Source organism: Candidatus Hakubella thermalkaliphila, from assembly GCF_013281975.1.
Classification (GTDB): Bacteria; Actinomycetota; Humimicrobiia; order Hakubellales; family Hakubellaceae; genus Hakubella; species Hakubella thermalkaliphila.
This window is the reverse complement of the sequence record NZ_BLRZ01000152.1, coordinates 1-3,242: the sequence shown is the minus strand read 5'-3', so window position 1 is coordinate 3,242 and position 3,242 is coordinate 1. Positions and strand designations below refer to the sequence as shown.

2 protein-coding genes and 1 CRISPR repeat array are annotated in these 3,242 nt (G+C 50.8%); of the genes, one reads left to right on the top strand and one right to left on the bottom strand.

Going from position 1 to position 3,242, the window contains the following annotated elements:
* Positions 1–156: 156 nt before the first annotated feature.
* A CRISPR array of direct repeats spans positions 157–638; the repeat unit is 37 nt; unit sequence ATGAGAAAGGAGACCGATACCTAAGAGGGATTGAAAC.
* A 190-nt stretch (positions 639–828) separates the two neighbouring features.
* The gene (cas6, locus tag HW443_RS10135) at positions 829–1,635 is read left to right on the top strand and encodes a CRISPR-associated endoribonuclease Cas6 (RefSeq protein WP_176238147.1); all 807 of its coding nucleotides are present in this window, start codon (positions 829–831) and stop codon (positions 1,633–1,635) included.
* A 611-nt stretch (positions 1,636–2,246) separates the two neighbouring features.
* Here the strand turns inward: cas6 and HW443_RS10130 are convergent.
* The coding region (locus tag HW443_RS10130) for an IS701 family transposase (RefSeq protein ID WP_176238146.1) at positions 2,247–3,242 on the bottom strand (996 nt) is incomplete at its 5' end.

Genomic DNA, 3,242 nt, shown 5'->3' with positions numbered 1-3,242 from the left:
GGCTTGAAAAGCTCAAAGCGTTCTTGAATATGTTCAGTGTTCATGCAAATAGTATAGCGTGAACACCAGAAATGATCAAGTTATTTTATGACAATTCCTAAGAGGGATTGAAACGGTAGTCCTCTGGATTAAATCCGTTTAACTCAAAATGGATATATGAGAAAGGAGACCGATACCTAAGAGGGATTGAAACTTAGCCGGGATGTTCATTAGTTTCCCGGTCAGCTCTTTGAATGAGAAAGGAGACCGATACCTAAGAGGGATTGAAACGGGTTTAAAAATTATTTCAATCACCTTTCTCACCTCCGATGAGAAAGGAGACCGATACCTAAGAGGGATTGAAACTATCCTCGCAGACATATCCCGGATCCTTGCTCTCTATGAGAAAGGAGACCGATACCTAAGAGGGATTGAAACTAAAGAAAATCTTCATCCTCGTAGAGTTCGTAGCCGCCCATGAGAAAGGAGACCGATACCTAAGAGGGATTGAAACATGCATCTCGGGCTCCCCTCCTTAACCTTATGGGATGAGAAAGGAGACCGATACCTAAGAGGGATTGAAACACCACCTCGACCTCTCGGGGGGTCAGGACGACGCCCCATGAGAAAGGAGACCGATACCTAAGAGGGATTGAAACTTATTCTGGTTTTCTTGCAGGACAAGATCTTTCAGCAAAAATAGTCCTCTGGAAAGATGCCGAAATTTATAAGAAAGAGGCAAAGAGTTGAAATAGTCAATTGGGTGCCAAGACATGAATGATAGTAAATATCAGAAAAATCTAGAGAGTTTACCAAAACTTTGGGGGTGCCCAGCGAGGAGACGTTGACATGTTGGGAAGCTTTGTGGTCCGGGTGCGGCCGATGAAAAGCGTCTGTTACCAGTATTCCACAGGCAGACTTTTGCATGGTCTTTTTCTGCATCTTGTAGAGAGAGTAAATCCCCCTCTGGCTCGGGAACTCCATGAGGCTAAAGGGCAAAAGCCATTTACTGTCTCTCCTCTGTTCGGGCATTTCCGTACGGAATCCGGGACAAAGAAGGCGGTGGCGGAAGAGGAATACTGGTTCCGTTTCACAGCACTTACCGAAGAGTGTTGTGAGGCATTGGTGAGGGTTTTCTATGGAGAGGCTATTCCCAATGCTACGGTTATGATAGAAGAGACGCCTTTTCTTATTACCGGAATGGACCTTGCCGTAGGCGACATACGAGGATGGTCGGGCCTTCTTCCCTATGACGATCTCATCTCTACTGCCAATGGTGAGCCGGAGATCACCCTTTGTTTCCAAACTCCCACCACTTTCCGCCAGGGCAAGATCAACTACGTGCTCCCTGACCCAAATCTAGTTTTTGGCAGCCTGCTGCGCAAGTGGAATGCCTATGCTCCCAAGAAGATCCCCCAAGAGATTAAGAATTTCATCTTTGAGCGGGTAGGGTTGACCCAATATCGACTATCGAGCCGACTCTACGATCTGGGAGATCACTCTCTGATCGGCTTTCAGGGAAAATGTAAGTATACGGTCTTGGGTGACCAAAACGAGATGACTAGATATTTAAACATTCTGGCCGATTTTGCCTTCTTTGCCGGACTGGGACAGAAGACAACCATGGGTATGGGGCAGGTGAGGAGGGTGGGATAGATCAGGCCTATGATTATTATGCAAGGATTTAACTGTATCCGGCAAGGACAGAAATGGAGGGCCTCTTAGTTCCAATATTCGCTTTGTTTGTGCTATTTGTCGGACTATACTTTTGCCTTAGATTAGTTTTTGGGACAAGAGTGGCGGAAGATGTACTGGCAAAGTTTGTATATCCCTACAGCGATAGATGACCACAAAAGCAGGAAAATGTTAAACATTTAATCTCCACAGATGTATACTGAAGAAGCAGGAACTTCTAGTTCCTTCATATTCAGAACCCATTTATTAATCACCCTCAGTGCCATCGATAGCGGTGGTTGCGTTGGGAGGGCAGGACCCGAGGGATACTCAGCCTGGCTCCGCTGAGCGCCAAAAGCTGGGGGACACTCCGGCAGACACTATTGAGGCGAAATGAGCTGTCGCCTTGGCAGAGTGTGGCCAGGCTGCAATCGATCAGCAGTCGAGGCGATTGACCTTGCGTCTCCTCGAGTGAGCCATGTAGGCTCCGTAGTTCCGATAGGTGTAGTATTTGAGAATCTGGGCTGCCTGGCGTCTATCCAGTCGTTCCCGCTCCAGAGCTGCTGCGAGCAATCGCTGAACCTGGGGCAGAGTCAGAGTTGGAGTTTTTTTTTAAACTTCAGCCTCAGGCGCAGGAGAAAAAGCATCGCCAGGAACACATACAGCATATGCCGATGCCAGCCGTTCCAGCTGCGATGCTCGTAGTGGTCCATACCCAGATACTTCTTGCCATCCTCGAAGCACTGCTCGATCGGCCATCTCATCAGCAGAGCCCGCTTGAGCTCTTCGGCTTCCATATCTTGGGGTGCGTTGCTAAGATAGTACTTGAGCTTGCCCCCCTCAAGCCGCCTGATGATCAGCCACAGCTCTTGCCCGGGCTGCCCCTCTCTGCTCTCCCGTACTCGCTGAATACTCACCTCCGCCACGAGGGGACCTTTGGACCCTTCGGCAAGCACCACCCGCTGCCACGGGGTCCGTTCACTCCGGGCTATCTCTGAGACCGCAAGGGCTTTTTCAGGGCTGCCCTGCTGCTCCCCTGCGAGAGGCCACACCTGGATGTTGGACCGTATCTCAGCCAGATACAGCTTGCCCCATCTGGCTATGGTGTCTCGAAACGCAGCGTCGCTGCCAAAGAAGGAGTCCGAGCCTATCCACCGACCCGCTAACAACCCCCGCTGCATTTGCTTTTCCAAAAGCTCAAGGGCGATCTCGATCTTGGTTTGGAACTGAAGCTCCGAGGGTATGCCGCACTTCCGGCGCCGCTCAGCGTATTGCTCCTCAAACCAGATTTTGGGCACATACAGCCGTCTATCTACCAGCCCATAGCCCTTTCGGCTGGTGTAGCCCACAAACACCCCCGATTGGCAGTTTTCCCGCTTGCCCAGATTCCCGCAATACTGCCGGGCAACCCCTACTGACTCTTTGCCCTTCTTGGGGATTTCAGTGCTGTCCACTGTGTGCATCCCGTCCTCTTCCCCCACTGCCTCCGCCAGCAGCCCCTGGTGGCGCTCCAGCATCCGCTCCTCATCCCACAGATAGCGGCTCAGGAAGTTCTGCTGACAGCGCACCGCCCTCGGTCCCAGGAAAGC

Excerpts from the sequence above, each read along its gene's own strand:
- cas6 (WP_176238147.1), top strand. The coding sequence starts at position 829 with ATGTTGGGAAGCTTTGTGGTCCGGGTGCGGCCGATGAAAAGCGTCTGT.